General features: G+C 62.2%; 14 protein-coding genes. 4 read left to right on the top strand and 10 right to left on the bottom strand.

Annotated elements, in window-relative coordinates; genetic code table 11:
- Positions 1-244 precede the first annotated feature (244 nt).
- Positions 245-1,522 carry an acetyl-CoA C-acetyltransferase gene (locus H043_RS0121755; RefSeq protein ID WP_027613625.1) on the bottom strand — a complete coding sequence of 426 codons (1,278 nt, stop codon included), beginning with the start codon at positions 1,520-1,522 and terminating at the stop codon, positions 245-247.
- 236 nt (positions 1,523-1,758) lie between these two features.
- Between H043_RS0121755 and H043_RS0121750 the strand changes: the two genes are divergently transcribed.
- From H043_RS0121750 to H043_RS0121735, 4 genes are all read left to right on the top strand, one after another.
- A complete protein-coding gene (locus H043_RS0121750) occupies positions 1,759-3,111 on the top strand; it encodes a 3-oxoacyl-ACP reductase (RefSeq protein ID WP_027613624.1) in 1,353 nt (450 codons plus the stop codon).
- A 2-nt stretch (positions 3,112-3,113) separates the two neighbouring features.
- On the top strand, positions 3,114-3,968 hold the full coding sequence (locus H043_RS0121745) for a MaoC/PaaZ C-terminal domain-containing protein (protein WP_027613623.1): 855 nt from the start codon (positions 3,114-3,116) through the stop codon (positions 3,966-3,968).
- A 302-nt stretch (positions 3,969-4,270) separates the two neighbouring features.
- The gene (locus tag H043_RS0121740; protein ID WP_027613622.1) at positions 4,271-5,860 is read left to right on the top strand and encodes a collagen-like triple helix repeat-containing protein; all 1,590 of its coding nucleotides are present in this window, start codon (positions 4,271-4,273) and stop codon (positions 5,858-5,860) included.
- Between the two features lie 134 nt (positions 5,861-5,994).
- Complete coding sequence (locus H043_RS0121735) at positions 5,995-7,665, top strand: ShlB/FhaC/HecB family hemolysin secretion/activation protein (protein WP_027613621.1); 1,671 nt, start codon at positions 5,995-5,997, stop codon at positions 7,663-7,665.
- A gap of 169 nt (positions 7,666-7,834) precedes the next feature.
- Here H043_RS0121735 and H043_RS0121730 read toward each other — a convergent pair whose 3' ends face one another.
- The 9 genes from H043_RS0121730 to cpaB all read right to left on the bottom strand — a co-directional run bounded on the left by H043_RS0121730 (position 7,835) and on the right by cpaB (position 17,971).
- Positions 7,835-10,237 (bottom strand): autotransporter outer membrane beta-barrel domain-containing protein, encoded by a 2,403-nt coding sequence (locus H043_RS0121730; protein WP_027613620.1) that lies wholly within the window; start codon positions 10,235-10,237, stop codon positions 7,835-7,837.
- A gap of 254 nt (positions 10,238-10,491) precedes the next feature.
- Positions 10,492-10,773: a DUF3613 domain-containing protein gene (locus H043_RS0121725; protein WP_027613619.1), complete on the bottom strand. Its 282-nt coding sequence runs from the start codon at positions 10,771-10,773 to the stop codon at positions 10,492-10,494.
- A gap of 11 nt (positions 10,774-10,784) precedes the next feature.
- The gene (locus H043_RS0121720) at positions 10,785-11,480 is read right to left on the bottom strand and encodes a tetratricopeptide repeat protein (RefSeq protein ID WP_027613618.1); all 696 of its coding nucleotides are present in this window, start codon (positions 11,478-11,480) and stop codon (positions 10,785-10,787) included.
- A gap of 10 nt (positions 11,481-11,490) precedes the next feature.
- On the bottom strand, positions 11,491-12,381 hold the full coding sequence (locus H043_RS0121715) for a type II secretion system F family protein (protein WP_027613617.1): 891 nt from the start codon (positions 12,379-12,381) through the stop codon (positions 11,491-11,493).
- The gene (locus H043_RS0121710) at positions 12,378-13,262 is read right to left on the bottom strand and encodes a type II secretion system F family protein (protein ID WP_027613616.1); all 885 of its coding nucleotides are present in this window, start codon (positions 13,260-13,262) and stop codon (positions 12,378-12,380) included. Before H043_RS0121710 ends, H043_RS0121715 begins: the two co-directional genes overlap by 4 nt.
- A 10-nt stretch (positions 13,263-13,272) precedes the next feature.
- Positions 13,273-14,544 carry a CpaF family protein gene (locus H043_RS0121705; protein WP_027613615.1) on the bottom strand — a complete coding sequence of 424 codons (1,272 nt, stop codon included), beginning with the start codon at positions 14,542-14,544 and terminating at the stop codon, positions 13,273-13,275.
- Positions 14,541-15,731 carry a pilus assembly protein gene (locus H043_RS0121700; RefSeq protein WP_027613614.1) on the bottom strand — a complete coding sequence of 397 codons (1,191 nt, stop codon included), beginning with the start codon at positions 15,729-15,731 and terminating at the stop codon, positions 14,541-14,543. Before H043_RS0121700 ends, H043_RS0121705 begins: the two co-directional genes overlap by 4 nt.
- Positions 15,728-16,999 (bottom strand): type II and III secretion system protein family protein, encoded by a 1,272-nt coding sequence (locus H043_RS0121695; RefSeq protein WP_027613613.1) that lies wholly within the window; start codon positions 16,997-16,999, stop codon positions 15,728-15,730. The genes H043_RS0121700 and H043_RS0121695 overlap by 4 nt, the downstream gene beginning before the upstream one ends.
- A 21-nt stretch (positions 17,000-17,020) precedes the next feature.
- The gene (gene cpaB / locus H043_RS0121690; protein WP_027613612.1) at positions 17,021-17,971 is read right to left on the bottom strand and encodes a Flp pilus assembly protein CpaB; all 951 of its coding nucleotides are present in this window, start codon (positions 17,969-17,971) and stop codon (positions 17,021-17,023) included.
- Positions 17,972-18,085: the final 114 nt, after the last annotated feature.

The following is an 18,085-nucleotide window of genomic DNA, read 5'->3' as shown; positions in this document are numbered from 1 at the left end:
GTTGCCGACCTGTGAACCCTGTGGATGCACACACTGTGCCGAAATAATCGAGGTTTGCCGATCATAGCTGAGCCTGTTTGAAATGTTGGCAATCAGCGTCGAGGGCATTTGCGACAGAATCTGACATCGCATGCATTTCCCTCCTGTGGGAGCGGGCTTGCTCGCGAAGGCGGTGTGTCAGCCACAATTACTACGACTGACACGGCCCCTTCGCGAGCAAGCCCGCTCCCACAGGGGATTGCGCTCAACGTTCGATGATCGCGGTGACACCCTGGCCGCCCGCCGCGCAGATCGAGATCAGCCCCCTGCCCTTGCCGGCCGCATCCAGCAGTTTTGCCAGGTTGGCGACAATCCGCCCTCCGGTCGCGGCAAACGGATGCCCCGCCGCCAGCGAGCTGCCTTTCACATTCAGCCGACTGCGGTCGATCGAACCCAGCGGTGCGTCCAGCCCCAAACGCGTCTTGCAGTATTCGGGGTCTTCCCAGGCCTTGAGCGTGCACAGCACCTGCGCGGCAAACGCTTCGTGAATTTCGTAGTAATCGAAGTCTTGCAGGGTCAACCCATTACGCGCCAGCAGGCGCGGCACTGCATACACCGGCGCCATCAACAGGCCTTCGGCGCCGTTGACGAAATCCACCGCCGCCGCTTCGCCATCGCGCAGGTAGGCGAGGATCGGCAGACCACGTTCTTTTGCCCATTCCTCGCTGCCCAGCAGCACCACCGAGGCGCCGTCGGTGAGTGGTGTGGAGTTGCCCGCTGTCAGCGTGCCTTTGGCGCTTTTTTCGAAAGCGGGTTTGAGCGTGGCGAGTTTTTCCAGGGTCAGGTCCGGACGCAGGTTGTTGTCGCGGGTCAGGCCGAGGAAAGGCGTCATCAGATCGTTGTGCCAGCCTTCACTGTAGGACGCGGCGAGTTTGTGATGGCTTTCGAGGGCCAGTTGATCCTGCTCCTCACGGGGGATGTTCCAGGTCTGCGCCATCAGTTCGCAGTGCTGGCCCATCGACAGACCGGTACGCGGTTCGCCGTTACGCGGGAATTCCGGGATCAGGTGCCGCGGACGCAGTTGCAGAAAGGTTTTCAGCTTGTCGCCGGTGGTCTTGGCGCGGTTGGCCTGCAGAAGGATTTTGCGCAAGCCTTCGCTGACGCTGATCGGCGCGTCCGAGGTGGTGTCGACGCCACCGGCAATGCCGCAGTCAATCTGGCCGAGGGCGATTTTGTTGGCCACCAGCAGCGCCGCCTCCAGCCCGGTGCCGCAGGCTTGCTGGATGTCATAGGCCGGGGTGGCCGGCGACAGCCGCGAGCCGAGCACGCACTCGCGGGTCAGGTTCATATCCCGTGACAATTTAAGCACCGCACCCGCCACCACTTCGCCGATGCGCAGGCCGTGCAGGTTGTAGCGTTCGATCAGGCCTTCCAGGGCAGCAGTGAGCATCACCTGATAGCTGGCAGTGGCGTACGGCCCGTTGGAACGGGCGAAAGGAATACGGTTACCACCGATGATGGCGATGCGGCGCAGCTGACTCATGAAAAGCTCCTTGTTGATCCGAATTCATGGAAATCCCTGTGGGAGCTGGCTTGCCAGCGATAGGGCCGGCACCTCCAGCATTTCCAGTGGCTGACACTCCGCCATCGCTGGCAAGCCAGCTCCCACAGGGACGGTGGTCTACTCTGCTGTTCTAGCGTAGGCCTTATTGCGTGGATCGAACGATTGATTGCCGTTGGTAGTCCACACTTTGAACCCCAACTTTTGGAGAGCGTTCCATGTCTGACCGCTATATCGACTTCGCCAACTCATCCATCGGCCACCGTCTGGTCGGGGCTTTGGGCCTGCCGTCGCCGGTGCGGCTGGAACGCTGGCAGGCCGGACGCCTGCGGCCGGTGGACGGCGCGCTGCTGATCGGTGGCGGGCCGCTGGCCGAGCGGGTCAATGCGTTCGCCAACCGCCTGACCGATGCGATCTACAGCTACGGCACTGAGCCGTCGCTGGCCACCGCGTGGATTCCCGGGCACGGGCCGAAACTCAAGGCCGTGGTGTTCGACGCCAGCGACCTGCAGCACACCGACCAGCTCAAACAGCTGCGCGAGTTCTTCCAGCCATTGATGAAAAACCTCGACAGCAGCGCGCACCTGGTGATCCTGGGCCGCGCCCCGGAAACCCTGCGCGATCCGTTTGCGTCCAGTGCACAGCGAGCGCTCGAAGGCTTTTCGCGTTCGCTGGCCAAGGAGCTGCGCAGCGGCGGCACGCTGCAACTGATCTATGTCGGTGACGGCGCTGAAGATCAGCTTGAGGGGCCGCTGCGATTTTTCCTGTCGCCGAAAAGTGCCTTTGTCTCCGGGCAAGTGATTCGCCTGAGCCCGTGCGCCACGCCGGTCACCGATTGGACCCGGCCATTGGCCGGACGCAAGGCGCTGGTCACCGGCGCGGCACGCGGGATCGGCGCCTCGATTGCCGAGACCCTCGCCCGCGATGGCGCCGAGGTGATTCTGCTCGACGTCCCCCCGGCCAAGACTGATCTGGAAGCCCTCGCCGCACGTCTTGGCGGCCGGGCGATCACCCTTGATATCTGCGCCGAAGATGCCGCCGCGCACCTGATCGAACAACTGCCGGACGGCCTCGACATTCTGGTGCACAACGCCGGGATCACCCGCGACAAGACCCTGGCCAACATGACCCCGGAATTCTGGGACGCGGTGCTGGCGGTCAACCTCAATGCCCCGCAAGTGCTGACCAAGGCGCTGCTCGACAGCGGCACCCTGCACGACAATGCGCGGGTGATTCTGCTGGCCTCGATCAGCGGCATCGCCGGCAATCGTGGACAGACCAACTACGCCGCGAGCAAGGCCGGGCTGATCGGCCTGGCTCAGGCCTGGGCGCCAACGCTGCACGAACGCGGCATCAGCATCAACGCTGTGGCCCCGGGCTTCATCGAAACCCAGATGACCGCGCACATCCCGTTCGGCCTGCGTGAGGCCGGACGGCGCATGAGTTCGCTGGGCCAGGGCGGCTTGCCGCAAGACGTCGCCGAAGCCGTCGCGTGGCTGGCGCAACCGGGCACCGGCGCATTTACCGGCCAGGCGCTGCGGGTCTGTGGCCAAAGTGTTCTGGGGGCATAGGCATGAGCATTGAATGGCACACCCTCGACCGTGAACCGAGCCTGCCCGGCCTGTACGCGCGTGCCGCGACACGGCGCAAGATCACTGGCACCCGACTGCCCTACAGCGGTTTGCGCTGCTGGGTCGATGTCGACCCGCAAAAACTGGCGGCCTATCGCAAGGTCTGCGGCTTTACCGATGACGGCCTGCTGCCGCCGACTTATCCACACATCCTCGCGTTCGCCCTGCAGATGCAATTGCTCACGGCGAAGGAGTTTCCGTTCCCGTTGCTGGGGCTGATTCACCTGAGCAACCGCATTCGCGTGTTGCGGCCGATGGGCGGGATCAGTCGCGCGCAAGTCAGCGTCCGCGTGCATAACCTGCAGCCGCATCCCAAAGGCGCGACCTTCGAGGTGTTGACCAGCCTCGATGATCAACTCGGGCCGCTGTGGGAAGCCGAAAGCCAGATGCTCTGTCGCGGAGTGAAACTCGACGGCGAAACTGTCGAGCAACACTGGGAACCGTCCCAAGTGTTGACGCAAGTGGCGCAATGGAAAGCCCCCGCCGATATCGGTCGGCAGTACGCCAAAGTGTCGGGCGACTACAACCCGATTCACCTGAGCGCTGCCAGCGCCAAACTGTTCGGTTTCCCCACGGCGATTGCTCACGGGTTGTGGAACAAGGCGCGAACCCTCGCCGCACTGTCGGATCATCTACCCAAAGCCAACCTTGAAATCGCCGTGCACTTTCGCAAACCGGTGCGCTTGCCCAGTGAGGTTTCATTGCTGGCGAGTGCGCCGGGGTCCAGCGGCGAGTTGCGCCTGATCGGCAACGGCGATCTGGAACACATGGTCGGTCAGTGGCAACCGGTTGCCTGAGTATCCGCCCGGGCGAGCCTGTAAATTGTGTATATATCACTTAAGTTTTTCCACGTTTGGCGCCGCACTCTGAAAAACTCCAGGCCTTGATTTTCAAGGCCTTTTTTTATGCGTCTATATCCTGGGTATTAGTCCTTAGGCACGGCGCGGCGCCTTATATATAAAGGCGTTAATACCAACTTGAGAATGGTGGAAAAGCACCGCGCGATCGAGATTGGCACCACGGACGAGGCATCACCGGCGACAGATCGGTGAGCCATCGAAAACGACGAATGTTGTTACAGGTGCAAGGAATCTCAATCATGAAAACTCAAGTGTGGTGCAAATCGGCAACAGCTCTGGCATTGATCCTCTCCCTTGGCCTCGCTGGCTGCAGCAGCGGCGGTGGCGGCCATCACAGCAGCTCCGGCAGCTCTTCGCCAGACAGCGCGACGTCGGGCACTGGCGGCACTGGTGGCACAGGCGGTAGCAGTGGCACTGGCGGTACTGGCGGCACCGATACCGCTGGCACAGGTGGTACCGGTGGCACTGGCGGTACCGGCACGACCAACCCGACCAATCCGACGAACCCGACCAATCCTACCAATCCGACAGACCCTACGGATCCAACCAACCCGACCAACCCGACTACCACCCCGCTAGTGACCACCACCCTGGTGCAGGATGTCGGCAACACCGTCGCGGGCGTCGGCAGTGGTGTCGGTCAGGTCGGCGACTCCTTGAGCACCGTTCCAGTAGTGGGCGGCGTGGTGCAAAGCGCAGTAAAAACCACAGGCAATGTGGTCACTACCCTGGGTGATGGCGTGGCCAACGGCATCGGCAAACTGGGCACGGTCGACAATGGCCTGGGCGTCACGGCGTCCTCGGTCGGCGGCGTGGTTTCAGATGTCGGTACCGGCGTCTCGGATCTGAGCAGCAAACTGGCGACCGCCACCGGCAGCGTTCCGGTTGTCGGCGGCGTGGTCACCAAAGTCGCTCCGGTGCTCGACGGCGTCGGTGAAAAAGTCACCATGCTCGGCGACACCCTGAGTCTGGCCACTACCACTGGCCCACTGGGCTCGGTGACTAAAAGTGTCGGCAACGGTCTGGTACCAGTGATTGCCATGGTTGAAAGCACCACCGACAAAGTCGGCGATGCAACCGGCCTCGGCGCTCCGCTCAATGGTGTCCTCGGCCAGGTCGGTGGCGCCGTCAAAGGCGTGGGTGGTCAAGTCACCGGTGCTGGCAGCGGCAACGCGTTGACCAACACCGTCGGCGGCGCCTTGACCAATGTCGGCACTGCCGTCGGCAAAGCCGGCGGGCTGGTGGATAACGGCACCAGCAGCGGTGGCGGATTGGGCGGTGGTCTCGGCGGCGGTCTGGGCGGTACCGGCTTGCTGCAAACGGTTGGCGGCGCCGTGGTCAACGTCGGTGCCGGTCTGAACGCCGGCAGCACCAACGGCGTGGTCAGCGCCGGCGGCGTCACGGCTGGCGGACTGGGCAACACCATCGCTTCGCTCAACACCGTACTCGGCGGCTCGGGCACTCCGATCACCGCCACCACCTCGCCACTGGCCACCGCCGGCGCTACCGTCGGCGCAGGGCTGAACCCAGTCACCAGTGCGGTCACCAGCGTCACTCAACAAGTCGGCGCCGCGACAGGTCTGGGCACGCCGGTCGCCGGTCTCACCGGCCAGGTCGGCGGAGCGGTCAGCACGATCGGCAACACCATTGCCGCCACCAACAACCCGGTCACCACCGCCGTGGGTGGTGTGGTCAGCAACGTCGGCGCCACCGTCGGTGCGGTCGGCGGACTGGTCAACGGCGGCACCGCCACTGGAGGCACCGCAACCGGAGGTCTGGGTGGCGTGCTCGGTGGTCTGACCGGCGCTCTTGGAGGCAACAAACGCTAAATTGCACCTGGCCGATTCGACGGCCTCACCTACAGCGCCTACGCTTGGTTGAGGGCGGAAGATTCCCACGAGTCTTCCGCTTTTTTCTTAGGAAAAATTCAGCCCAGCGCTGTGATCTGACCATGGAGTGTCCTATGCGCGTAATGGCATCCCTGCTGTTCCTCAGTCTCAGTTCCGCCGCCCTCGCCGACACCCTGCCCAGCTTTCTCAACAGCAACGAAACCACGCGTAACCTGCCCGTGCCGAACCTGCCGGCAGATGCTTATCGCCCCGCCGCCACGCCCCTGCAAGTACCCGACCCCGGCGCGGCCACGGCGCAGCCGCTGTTGATGGAGACCAAAGTCAATCTGAAAACCGTGCAGATCGAAGGCGGCACGATCTACCCGCTCAACGAACTGGCCGAAGTCTACAAACCCCTGATCGGCCATCAGACCAGCCTCGCCGACCTGATCGAAGCCACACGCGACATCACCCGGCGCTACCAGAAGGACGGCTATCTGCTGTCCTACGCCTTCCTGCCGCAACAGCGTTTCGACGACGGCGTAGCGCGGGTGGTGCTGGTCGAAGGTTATGTGCGCGATGTGCAGGTGCAGGGCGATGTCGGCCGGGTCAAAGGTCTGCTCGACGAACTGGCAGCCAAAATCCAGGCCGAACGCCCGCTGACCCGCAAGACCTTCGAACGCTACACCACCCTGATGACCCGCATCCCCGGCGTGACCATCCAGGCGCAAGTGCCGCCGCCCGGCACCACCGACGGCGCAACAACACTGGTGGCCCAGGCCAGCCGCAAACCGTTCACCAGCACCATGAGCACCACCGAAGATAACCGCAACGGCACGCAGGCATTGCTGGGGGTCAGCAGTAACTCGCAGACCGCCATGGGCGAGCAATTGACCCTCAGCGGGCTGTTTCCGCCGGGCGACGATCACGAACATTACTACCGCCTAGACTACAACCAGTTCCTCAATAGCGAAGGTACGCAACTGAGCCTGTTTGCCTCGCGCTACCGGGCCGATCCGGGCACCAATGTGCTCACCAGCGATGGCTTCGAACTCAAACCGCACAAGGAAGACAATCGTTACTCCATCGGTGTCAGCCACCCGTTCATTGCCGCCTCCAACGAACTGCTTAACGCGGGAGCGCGGCTCTATGCAGTGGATGACAAAAACCGCTACGACGTGGTCGGCTATCCGCTCAGCATCGAAGAGCGCACCAACGTGCGTGCCCTCGCATTCGAAGGCGACTGGCGCAAGAGCGATGCCCGGCAACTGCGGATTCTCAGTGGTGGCGTGTATCAGGGTCTGGACAGCATGGGCGCGCATTCCAACAACCCGGCGCTGGACCTGAACTTCCTGCGCCTGCGCCTCTCCGGGGTGCAAAGCGACAAGTTCTTCGACAACTGGCAAGGCGTGCTGTCGGCCGCGCTGTACTGGAGTGATGACACCCTGCCTGACAGCGAACGCGCGGTGTTCGGCGGGCAGAATTTCGGCCGTGGCTACCCGGACGATCAGGCATCGGGCGACAAGGGCTGGGGTGCGGCTTACGAGATCAACTACAGTTTCAATCGCGACGGCAACTGGGTGCGCATCCTGCAGCCATACGTGGTGCTGGACCGTTCGAAAACCTGGTTCAACAAGCTGGCGGTGCAGAGCAATGACCTGTCATCGGCAGCAGTAGGCCTGCGTTTTGGCGATGCCAAGTACTACAACATTGCGTTGGAGGCCGCCAAACCGATGTCCGATGAAGCGCTGGACACGTTCAATCGTCGGGCGCGTTACAGCATCAGTTTCAGCTATCAACTGTAGGGTGTCAGATCAATCAACTGAGCAGGCAGACCGCTTGCTCTCACATTGCAGCGCACATCCCTGTGGGAGCGGGCTTGCTCGCGAAAGCGGTGGATCAGTCAGCATTTTTGCCGACTGACACTACACCTTCGCGAGCAGGCTCGCTCCCACAGGTTTTACGCGATGTGGATCAGAACGCGTAACGCACCTTCGCAGTAAAGCTGTCGGCGTCGAAACCGCTGGAGGTCAGATAGTTGTAAGAGCCGCCGACGCTCCACGCGCCCATGCGGTAGTTGGCGCCCAGGCCCAGTTCATAGCTGTCACGCACCGGAGTGGTACCGCGGCTGACGGACGACTCGCCCCCCAGCACGAAGGCCGATGTGGTGCTGACCTTGTCACCGATGAAGTCATGCCAGGCCATCAGCTTCGCTTCCGGTTCCAGGCTGCCGCTGCCAACATCGAATGCCGCCGCCAGACGTGCACCGACGCCCATCTCACCGACTTCATAACGCTGACTGCCGACATTCAGCGACGCCGAGCTGCCCTTCTCGCGATACGCGTCCATGCCGACATTGGCATAGCGCGCGCCAACCTGTGGTTCCAGCACCACATCAGGCATCAGCCGCAGGCTGTACCCGGCCAGTGCGCTCACGCCGAATACATCACTGTCGTAATCAGCCTTGGCCTGAGTGCCAGCGATATAACGTTTGGATTCGTTATCGTTCCAGCCGTACATCAGCGACGAGTCGACGAACCAGTTGTCATGCACCCAGTTGCTGTACAGCGTCAGCGCATGCCCAGTGACCTTGGTCTTGTTGCCGAGGTCGGATTTCACATCGGTATCGAGGTAGCTGTAGGCCAGACCGAGCGTGGTATCGGCATTCAACTGACCATCGGCACCGACCGCGATCCCGTGGCTGTCGGCGTCATAACCGGCGACACCGCGACGCTCGTCCTGATTGGCATCGCTGCTCAAGGCTTGCAGCCATACGCCTTTTTCCGGGGCGCCGGTGGCTGAGCGTGCACGACTGGAGCGATCATTGATCACGCCCGAGACCAGCGTCTGACTGTTGGTCGCCGCGTGCAGTACACCACGGCTGACATCCGGGCTGAGGGTTTCACTCAGGCGCGCCAGTTCGGCATCGGTGCCAGCGTTGGCGAATGCCTGGAACACCGGATCCTGTTCATCGAGGCGTGCCAGCAGTCCTGGCACATGCCCGACCGCCGTCGCCGCGTTATCACTACCGCCGACTGCCAGGGTGTTCTCGGCCAGCACCTCGCTCGACTTGGTCGTCACCACGCTGGTGATGTCGTTACCGACCACACCGAAACTCTTCACATCCAGCAGCGCGGAGGTCGAGGTCACGGTCAGGTTGTTGCCACCGACCAGATTCCCCGAGCTGATCAGGGTGTAACGCGTTCCACCGGGGCTCACGCGAAAATCACTGGAGCGCGCCAGCAGACGCAGTTGCGCGCCCGGGGCGATATCGGTGGTGCCGGTGACCTTCAGCACAGGCAGCGCCGGGTTGGTGTCATTGCCCAGGTACATCTCCAGCACCGAGTTCGACTCTTCCATATCGAAGTCGCCGATGAAGGTGGTGTGCGGCTTCATCAGGGTCAGCGTGCCCTCTTCGATAGTGACGTAGCCGGAGCGGATGGTCGAACCGTCGAAAGTCGCATCACCGTCGACCAGTACTCCAGACAGGCCGAGCAAGTCACCCTTCACCGCGCCGCCATAGAAATAAAAGTAGCTCGTGCCGTCATCGACCTGGATCGCCGCCTTGCCGCCCTCGATCAACCCGTTCATTTGATAGATGCCGAAAGGCAGGGCGCCACTGGCCTGGCCGCTGACATGCACACCGATGTCCTCGCCGGAGATGGTTCCGCCGTTCCACAGCCTGGTGGAGCCGGAACCCGCTGCGCCGCTGAACTTGACGCCCTCGAACACTACCGCCTCGGCATTGGCACCGGTCGCACGGATAGTCCCGGTGTTGTTGACCGACTGGCTCAGCGTCGCGCCATCGAGCAATACGCCCAATGCGTCGGTGCCGCTAGCGGTGATGGTGCCTCGGTTGCTGAGCCCGGTCATGCTGGTATGCACCAGCAACAGGCCACTGGCGGTCTGGCCGCTGACGTCGATGCTGCCACTGTTGACCAACGAATCGCCCAGCGTGCTGCCGAGATCGGAAATACCGCTGGAGGTGCCAGCGTCGGCCAGACCGTGAACTGAAATAGAGCCTTCGTTGAGCAGCGCGCCGGCGATTTTGGTCGGCACCACTCCAGCGGTCCCCAGACTGATCCCGGTGCCGAACCTGGCGCCGTCAATCCGGATATTGCCGGTGTTGCGCAGTTGATCCGCCGTGACTCCCGAGAGCTGTGCGCCGTAGGTCGTACTCACCTGGGAAACAGGAGCGATATTGCCGTTACCGCTCAGAGTGATCAGCCCCCAGTTCTGCAGGTTACTGGTCAGCGGGCCGCCACTCAGGTCATGGTTCAGGCTCGCGCCGGCGGCGACAGCCATAGAGGTGTGCAAAGCGGCGGCGGCGGAGATGGAGAGCGCCAGGACAGAGCGGCGCAGGCATACGATAGTCACGCGAGATTCCCTTCCAAAACATGAGAAACAGTTTCAGCAGGGTTCATTACATGATTCAGGCATCCCTACCGTCCCACCAAGTCGTCCTGGTTCGGGCGCGGGGAATGTACACGAGCCATCATTTTGACACCACACAAAAGTCAAATTGATGGCGTCAATTTTTCTGTTGATCGCGTCACGATCGAGACTCCGCCGGCCGGAATCGATGCTGCAGATTCCGCGCGGCCGACGATAAACGACGATGCAGGTTGATCTTAAGGCGTTCCCCCCCCCGATCCACTGTCGACCTTGCCGCCCTGGTCCTGGTCGAAAAACACTGGAATATCGTGCTGGTAACTTTTCAACCAGCGTTGCATGGCCAGCTCACGCTCGGCTGGGGTGACGGTTTGCAGTGTCGGCGAGGGCACCTTGTTCCGGGCCTGCAACTGCAACCAGCCTTCGGTTTCCTGTTGCTGGGCCGAGGCCGGCCCCGCGTTGATGGCGTGACTGGCCAGTGGCAAGGCCAACAGGCTGAAGCAGACAATCGCGGCTTTCATCGCAGCTCTCCTTACTTGAGCATGGCCGTGACAGCGGCCGAAGCCGGGGCCTTCGCCGGCACCTTGAGTCTTTCCGCGCGGCTCTGGGCTTCGCTGAATTGCGCAGGACTGAGGCCCAGACGACTGACCAGTTCACCGGCACGGGTCCAGTCATCCTGGTACAGCAACAGCGTCACCAGATTCAGCGCGGCCAGTTGATCGCTTTGCTTGAGTTCCATAGCCGTCAGGAATTCGAAGCGCGCGTCTTCGATACGTAGTTGATTGAGGTAGACCACGCCCAGGTCATTGCGGATTTTTTCGTCGGTTGGCGCCAACCGTGCGGCACGTTGCAGATGAGCCTGGGCCTGGCCGTAATCGGCCTTGGCCGCGGCCAGTTGCCCCAGACCGTGCTCGGCCTCGGCCGCCAGACAGGTGCCGAGCAAACCACGATAAAGCGGCTCGGCCTCGCTGCGCCCAAGCAAACGGTAAACCCGGGCTTTGCGCAAGCGCACATCGGCGAGGTTGTCCGGCAGGCTCTGCAGGTTGGCAAGGCTGGCGTGCAGCTTGCCGTCATTGGCCATGTCGTCGGCGAGGTTCAGGGACAATTGCTGCTCCGAATTCAATTTGCCGCAACTGGCGTTGCTGCTCAGCGCCTCCCAAGGGGTCTGTCCGGTATTGGCACAGCCACCGAGTAACACAAGGCATGCACCTGCAATCATTGCTTTCATCACGATCCCTCTAAGCACCCAAGGCCTTGGCCAGGGCGGTGAAGCCCGGGCCAGCCAGGACAATCAACAACGCCGGGAAGAGAAACAGCATCATCACGACGGACATTTTGGCGGACATTTTCGATATGTATTCCTGCAGCCGGGTGAGGCGCCGGTCGTCAAGCAATTGCTTGAGCGACAGCAACGATTTCATCGCGCCGCCGCCCTGATAGAGCAATTGCTGAAGGATCACGCAGGTGTCGGTGAACTCGTCCACCGCCAGCAGCTGGGTGGCCTTGTTCAGTTCTTCACCCAGTTCGAGACCCGAGTCGACCCGCACCAGGACCAGACGCAGCTCTTGCGTCAGCACGGGCAACAGCGCCTGGGCCTCGTGGCTCAACACCCGTAACGCCTGCTCCACCGCCATGCCCGACTCAAAGAGAATGCGCAGCAGCGGCAGGAACGTGATGATCTCGCTCGCCAGTCGTTTCTGCCGACGTGCCACCGCCATCACCAGCAGGCGTTTGGGCAGCAGGTAGCCGACGCCGAGGGCAAACAATGGCGCAATCCACTGTTTTTCCACGTGGGGGAAGAACACCCCTTGCAGCAACAGCACCAAGGCGAGCATTAACAGCGGAGAGCCGATCTGGCAGGCGGCGAACAGCGAACGTTGCCGCGCACTGCGCCAGCCGAGGCGGTTGAGCAGCGTCTGGGTTTCATTGTCAATCTTTACGCTGTGCTGGCCGACCTTGCTTTCGCCGAGCACTTGCAGGAGGTTGCCAAAACGATTCTCGCGAATCATCTCGCCATCGAGCCGACGACTGATCTGCCGGCTGCGCCGACGCTGCTCCAACAGATTGGCGATCAGCAGCACCGCGGCACCGAGCAAGAATAAAGCGCTGATTATCAGAGGCGTGGTCATAGGCTGCGCAACATCCGCCAAAGCAACAGGCTGCCGAGCACCTGCATGCCGAACGCCGCAGCGAGCATGTGCTGCCCGGACGGGTCGTGCCACATGGCGACCAGATACACTGGATTGGACAGCAGGAAATAACCCGCCATGGTGATCGGCAACAGTCCCAGTACCCACGCGGTTAGCCGGGTTTCGCCGGTCATGGCACGCAACTGGCGTGAGGCCTGGTCACGTTCGCGGATCATCTTGATCAGGTTTTCCAGCAGCTCGCTGGCGTTGCCGCCGTAGCGATGATTAACCTTGAGGCCAAGGGCGAACAGGCGAAACTCGTCCCGCTCGTAAAGCTCGGCCAGATCCGCCACCGCGTCAGGCAAACTGACCCCCAACTGCACGTTGCGCTGCACTCGACCCATGGCGTCTTTCAGAGGCGCTTCACTGGCCTCGATGCCACCGAGTACGGCATCTGCCAGGGTGCGTCCAGACTTGAGGCTGCGCACCGTGTGGTCGAGCAGTTGCGGCAATTGTTCGATCATGCGCCGCAATCGCCGTTGGTAACGCCAACTGACATACAGCCGCATGACTACCGGCGGCAACGCCATCAGTACCAGCAAACCCACCCACCCGGCGACGGCGAAGCCGATCAATGTTGCAAACGCCCACAACAGCAGCCACACGCCGAGTCGATCAGTCGGGCGCCCCAGACCGGCGCGCAAGAACGCACGCTCCAGGCCCGCCCAACGCGGTTCTTCGCCTGCCAGTTGCGGCTGCCCCTGACTCAGCCGCTCGAGCACGCGCTCCGAGCCACTCTGCCGCCAGCCGTTGTAAAACAGGCGCAACGACAGGCCGAGCAAAGCCAGGCAAATCACGATCAGCAATAGCGGCTTGAGCATGCCGTGCCCCTCAATGCGGATGCGCCGGGTCGCGGCGCAATTTGTCACCGGCCGGGTTCACCGCTTCACGCAGAAAACCGAATCCGGTGCGACGGTCGAGGCGAAACAGCGTGTTGGTGACATAGACGTCGTCGCGCACACCGACCACTTCCACTACTTCGCTGACGCAGCGGCGGCCGTCGGGCATGCGAGTCAGCTGAATAATCACGTCGAGGGCGGCGCAGATCATCTGGCGCAGGGTACGCTCGGCGATCGTGCGGCCGGTAAGGCCCACCAGTGTCTCCAGGCGCAGCAGCGCATCCTGCGCATTGTTGGCGTGCACGGTGCTCATCGAGCCGTCGTGACCGGTGTTCATCGCGGTCAGCACATCGACCACTTCCACCCCACGAATCTCGCCAAGGATGATCCGGTCGGGACGCATGCGCAGGGCGTTGCGGATCAGGTCGCTGGCCTTGACTTCGCCGTGGCCCTCGGCATTCGGCGGGCGGGTTTCCAGCCGTACGACATGCGGGTGGCCAAGTTGCAACTCAGCGACATCTTCGATGGTCACCAGACGTTCGTGGGGATTGATCAACTGACTGAGAATGTTCAGCAAGGTGGTTTTACCGGTGCCGGTACCGCCGCTGATGAGGATGTTGCAGCGCTTGCCTACCGCCTCTTCGATAAAGTCGAAAATCGCCTGGTCGATGGTTTGCATCGCCATCAGGTCGCTGCTCTTGAGCATGTCCTTGCGAAACTTTCGAATCGACAGGCACGGGCCGTCGAGGGCAATCGGTGGAATGATCGCGTTGACGCGGCTGCCATCGGGCAGCCGCGCATCGACCATCGGCGAGGACTCGTCGAGACGTCGCCCGAGCGGGGCGAGGATGCGTTGCATGACGCGCTCGACGTGATGTGCATCGATAAAACGCAGATCACTCATGTGCAACACACCGTCGCGCTCGATGAACACCCGGTACGGGCCGTTGACCAGAATTTCGGTCACCGCACTGTCGCGCAGCAGTACTTCGAGCGGGCCGAAACCGGTCAGCTCGTCGACGATTTCTTCAGCCAGCCGCTCCATTTCATATCGCGAAATCGCCAGGTGCAGGCGTGCGATATATTCGGCCACCTTGTCGATGACAAACTGCGAAAGCACCTGCCGCGAACCTTCCAGCAGGTTTTTTCCGGACTCCTCGATGGCGTCGATGATGTAGCGGTGCAGCACCAGTTTGAGACCGTCGTGATCGGTATTACCGGTAGAGTGGCGTTGCTGCCCGCCAAACAGTTGCTCCCCGTTCATGAGGTGCCCCGCAGGCGGTTGAACCAGTTGATTTTGGGTTTCGCCAAGCCTTCGGAGCGTTTGGCCAGACGCTCGCCGAGAGTGCGCAGGCTTTGACTGAGGGCTTCGCGCGGGGCGAGTTCAAACAGCGTGACGCCCTGGTTTTTCGCGTTCAGGCGCAGCTCCGGATTACACGCCAGCACGGCGATCACCTCCAGGCCAAACGTCTTGCCGAGCGTGTCGGAGTCTGGCGCGACGTTGCGCAGATAACGGTCGACCAACAAGCGCCCGTGGTCGAGTTTCATGCCTTTTTCCCGCCACAGATTGAGCACCGTAAGGTTGCGCCGGCAATCGAGGACGTTCTGGTCGGTGTACCACAACAGCTTGTCGCAATGGCTGACGAAGGTGCGCAAGGCTTCGCTGTCCGGCTGACCGGTGAGGTTGACCACAATGTGCTGGAAGTGTTGACGCAACGCACTGAGCAGCATGTACAACTCAGCGGCACTGGTGCGCTCGAGCGGCTCGTCGCCACTGGCATACGCCAGAATGCGCAGGCCCGCCTCGGCGCTGGTGAATGCGCTGTCGATCAGGGTCGCGTCAAGGCGCCGCAAGTGACGCAAGGCATCGCCGAAATGGAACGAACTCTCCAGCCCCAGCAACGCCAGACTATCACCGCGCGGCAAGCCAAGATCGAGCAACAGGGTTTGCTGACCGCTCTTCTGCACGACCAGCGCCATGTGGTTGGCGAGCAACGCACCGTCGGCGTTGCTTTGCACGCCGTAAAGCACGGTCAGGCCACCAAGCTGGGCATTCGGCGTCACCGCCGGCAGGCGTTTGCTCAGGCGTCGAACCAGCCCCGCAACCTCGCTGGAACGTGAACCATAGGCAACGAAATCCCGCGCACCGGCGCGCATCGCATTGAGCACCAGTTGATTATCCATGCCATCGCCCAGGGCCACGATGGCGAGCATCGGCTTGGCTTCCAGTACGCCTTCGATCAAGGCACTTTGCGCCACCAGATGATCGCGATCGAGACCGACGAACACCAGGCTGGCGAAGGTCACATCGACCAACGCGAGCAATTCGTCAAGACTGCCGCCGCCGGCGCTGACCACTTGGCCCAGCGGCGCCAGTGCGCCCTGCAACCATTCAAGATCGGTGTCGTTGCGGGTGATGGCCAGGAAGGTCTGGCTGAGGCTCTGACTCATTGCGATAGCCCACTGCGTTTATCGAAGTTGCCATTTTCCAGGAAGTACAGGCGGTACCAGTTCGGGTCGTAATTACGCAGTTTTTCCCCCGGCAGCGACGGCAACGGTGCATTCGCGGCCAGCGGCTGTACCAGGTGCGGGGTGACGATCATCAGCAGCTCGCGCTCCTGGCGGTTGACCGAGGAGTTGCGGAAAAACGCACCGAGCACCGGGATATCGCCCAACCCGGGAAACTTGTTCACTTCGGAGGCGTTGTTGGTGCTGATCAGGCCGCTGATGACAAAACTCTCGCCATCGGCCAGTGAAATGCTGGTATCGGTGCGGCGAATGGTGAACGCCGGCACCCTGGTGCCACCGATGGTAACGCCGTTGTTGTAGTCCAGCTCACTGACCTCCGGTGCGACCTTGAGGGCTATGCGATCGCGGCCAACGACGGTCGGGGTCAGTGTCAGGCGAATGCCGAATTCCTTGTATTCGATGGAATAGCTGTTGCTGTTGGCGCTGGGGACCGGGATCGGGATTTCACCGCCGGCCAGAAAGCTGGCGCTCTGTCCGCTCAGCGCCACCAGGCTCGGGCGGGCCAGAGTGTAGGCAAAACCGCTGCCCTCAAGCGCATTGACGATGCCGAGGAATTTACTGCTGCCGCCGCCCCAGACAATGTTGAACATGTCGTTGGCCAGCGGGATGCTCGGCACCGCGATGCGCGGGTCTAGATTACGCAACGGCACCACGCCTGGCGTGACGCCGGTGTTAGGCACCGTGCCCGGTGCGCCGAACAGGAAATTGTTCGAGCCCTTGCCGAAAATCTGCGTACCAGCCTCTTTCAATTTGGTACGGCTGACCTCGACGAAGCGGATGTCGGTCTGCACTTGTGACGGCAGTGTCGGATCTTCGCTGGCCGGCAATGCCACGGCTGTCATCGCCGCACTGGCCTTGCCCTGGACGAACACCATGCTTTGACGCGGTGCACTGGCGCAGGCACTCCAGATCATCAGGGTGGTTGCGCCGGGAGCGACACCGGTCACCAACACCCCTTGATCGCCGGTCACGCGCACGTCGGCGATTTTCGGGTCGCCCACCGCGACTCGGGTGATCGCCACCGGCGATTGCAGCGCCTGCTGCAAGCCCTCGCCGACTTCCAGCGTGGCCGGCAACTGGCCGAGTGCTGCGCAATTGCCAGTCGCGGCGACGGCACTGCCGCTGGCGGCAATACCCAGCAGCGGGGCCAGAAGCAAGCCGTTGAACAGGGGCGTAAAGCGTCTGCGCATGTAAAGGCGTCCTTGCTCTATTCAGGGAGTGGGTGGGGTGGTTTCGGCGCCGCGGATCACTTCGACGGTCGCTTTGCGCGGGGCCGGTGCACCGGCTACGGCCATGGGTCTGGGTGGCGTCGCCAGTGACAGCTGACTGAACTCCAGGAGTTCGCGACGCGGTGTATCAAGGCGCGTCGCAACATCGTTTTGGCCTGCCCAATACTTCGCCAATTGCTGCTCATCGGCACTGCGCACGGCCAGGCGCAACACACCAGCACCGGACGCCAGCATCAAGCGGCTGAGCATTGGCTCCGGCACCGCCAGCACCACACTGCGTGCGGCCATGCGTTGCTGTTCCTGCTTGAGGCGTTCGTCGTCGCTGCGGGCCGCGCCAGTTGGCTGGCCGTCGTTGGTCAGTCCTGTCTGGCTGCCGACCACCAGCACCCGGACCGCCGGGATTACCAGTTGCGCAGAAGGTTGTGGATTCACTTCGTCCTTGCGCAGAAACAGCAGCACGTCGACGTAATCGCCCGGCGCCAGTTGCCCGCCGACATTGATCACTTCATCAACGGCCACAGCCAGTGCACGCTCGCCGGGACGAATCATCCTCGACAGTTGACTGCCAGGTTCGAAGCTCTCGTCACTGAGCCAGGTGCCGGCACTCAACGGCCGCCACGGCGTGCGTCCGATGACCTGATCGACATTGCCGAGGCTACCGGCCGGTGCTGTTCGTACTTTCTCCACGGCGACATCGGCGGCGGTGATTTTCACGAAAGGGGCGATATCGCGTAGCAGCACGACGACTGGCTGGCGGCTCGGATCCTCCACCGCGGCGGGAGCGGCTGGCGCTGGTTCCACAGGAACGGCTACGGGGGTCGCGACCGGTTCAGCGGCGACAGGTTGCCGACCCAAAGTGAGTCCCCAATACCCGGCGATGATGGCCCCCACCAGAAACAATCCGGCCAGGCCCAAAGTGACGCGACTGTTCATGACGGCTCTCCCTTTCCCGCTGCGTGCTCTTCTTATGCAATGACCCGTACTTCCAACGAGATAACTTCGCAATCAGGCAGCTATGAACAAGTAACTATTTCGCTATTTGACGGT

The sequence above is a fragment of the Pseudomonas sp. URIL14HWK12:I6 genome (genome assembly GCF_000514195.1).
GTDB lineage: Bacteria > Pseudomonadota > Gammaproteobacteria > Pseudomonadales > Pseudomonadaceae > Aquipseudomonas > Aquipseudomonas putida_A.
The sequence above is the reverse complement of the archived record's forward strand: the minus strand, read 5'-3'. Positions and strand labels throughout refer to the sequence as shown.

Coding starts and splice junctions, on each gene's coding strand:
- H043_RS0121720 (WP_027613618.1), bottom strand. CDS start 11,480: ATGAAAGCAATGATTGCAGGTGCATGCCTTGTGTTACTCGGTGGCTGT.
- H043_RS0121700 (WP_027613614.1), bottom strand. CDS start 15,731: ATGAGTCAGAGCCTCAGCCAGACCTTCCTGGCCATCACCCGCAACGAC.
- H043_RS0121695 (WP_027613613.1), bottom strand. CDS start 16,999: ATGCGCAGACGCTTTACGCCCCTGTTCAACGGCTTGCTTCTGGCCCCG.
- H043_RS0121740 (WP_027613622.1), top strand. CDS start 4,271: ATGAAAACTCAAGTGTGGTGCAAATCGGCAACAGCTCTGGCATTGATC.
- H043_RS0121750 (WP_027613624.1), top strand. CDS start 1,759: ATGTCTGACCGCTATATCGACTTCGCCAACTCATCCATCGGCCACCGT.
- H043_RS0121735 (WP_027613621.1), top strand. CDS start 5,995: ATGCGCGTAATGGCATCCCTGCTGTTCCTCAGTCTCAGTTCCGCCGCC.
- H043_RS0121725 (WP_027613619.1), bottom strand. CDS start 10,773: ATGAAAGCCGCGATTGTCTGCTTCAGCCTGTTGGCCTTGCCACTGGCC.
- H043_RS0121710 (WP_027613616.1), bottom strand. CDS start 13,262: ATGCTCAAGCCGCTATTGCTGATCGTGATTTGCCTGGCTTTGCTCGGC.
- H043_RS0121745 (WP_027613623.1), top strand. CDS start 3,114: ATGAGCATTGAATGGCACACCCTCGACCGTGAACCGAGCCTGCCCGGC.
- H043_RS0121715 (WP_027613617.1), bottom strand. CDS start 12,381: ATGACCACGCCTCTGATAATCAGCGCTTTATTCTTGCTCGGTGCCGCG.
- H043_RS0121755 (WP_027613625.1), bottom strand. CDS start 1,522: ATGAGTCAGCTGCGCCGCATCGCCATCATCGGTGGTAACCGTATTCCT.
- H043_RS0121705 (WP_027613615.1), bottom strand. CDS start 14,544: ATGAACGGGGAGCAACTGTTTGGCGGGCAGCAACGCCACTCTACCGGT.
- cpaB (WP_027613612.1), bottom strand. CDS start 17,971: ATGAACAGTCGCGTCACTTTGGGCCTGGCCGGATTGTTTCTGGTGGGG.